Source organism: Kineococcus sp. AC630 (genome assembly GCF_979255925.1).
Genome location: NZ_CEEDMJ010000184.1, coordinates 1 through 230, shown reverse-complemented (window position 1 = coordinate 230; position 230 = coordinate 1). Strand labels below are relative to the sequence as shown.

Annotated in this window: 1 pseudogene; it reads left to right on the top strand. The window is 72.6% G+C overall.

Going from position 1 to position 230, the window contains the following annotated elements:
* Positions 1–230 (top strand): annotated as a pseudogene (locus AC0I8G_RS26355) (ABC transporter permease); the annotation flags it as partial.

The following is a 230-nucleotide window of genomic DNA, read 5'->3' as shown; positions in this document are numbered from 1 at the left end:
GCTCGCCGCCGGCAGCACCGGGGCCCAGGTTCCCGCGCTGTTCGCGGGGCTGCTCGTCGGCGCGGCGCTCGGGCTCGTCTCCGGCCTGATCGTCTCCACGCTGGGCCTGCCGCCGTTCATCGTCACCCTCGGGTTGCTGACGATCCTGCAGGCCGCCACGCGGCTCTACACCAAGGAGACCGTCCTCGTCGACGAGGGGCCCCTGACGGTCCTGTCCAAGGGCGGTTACC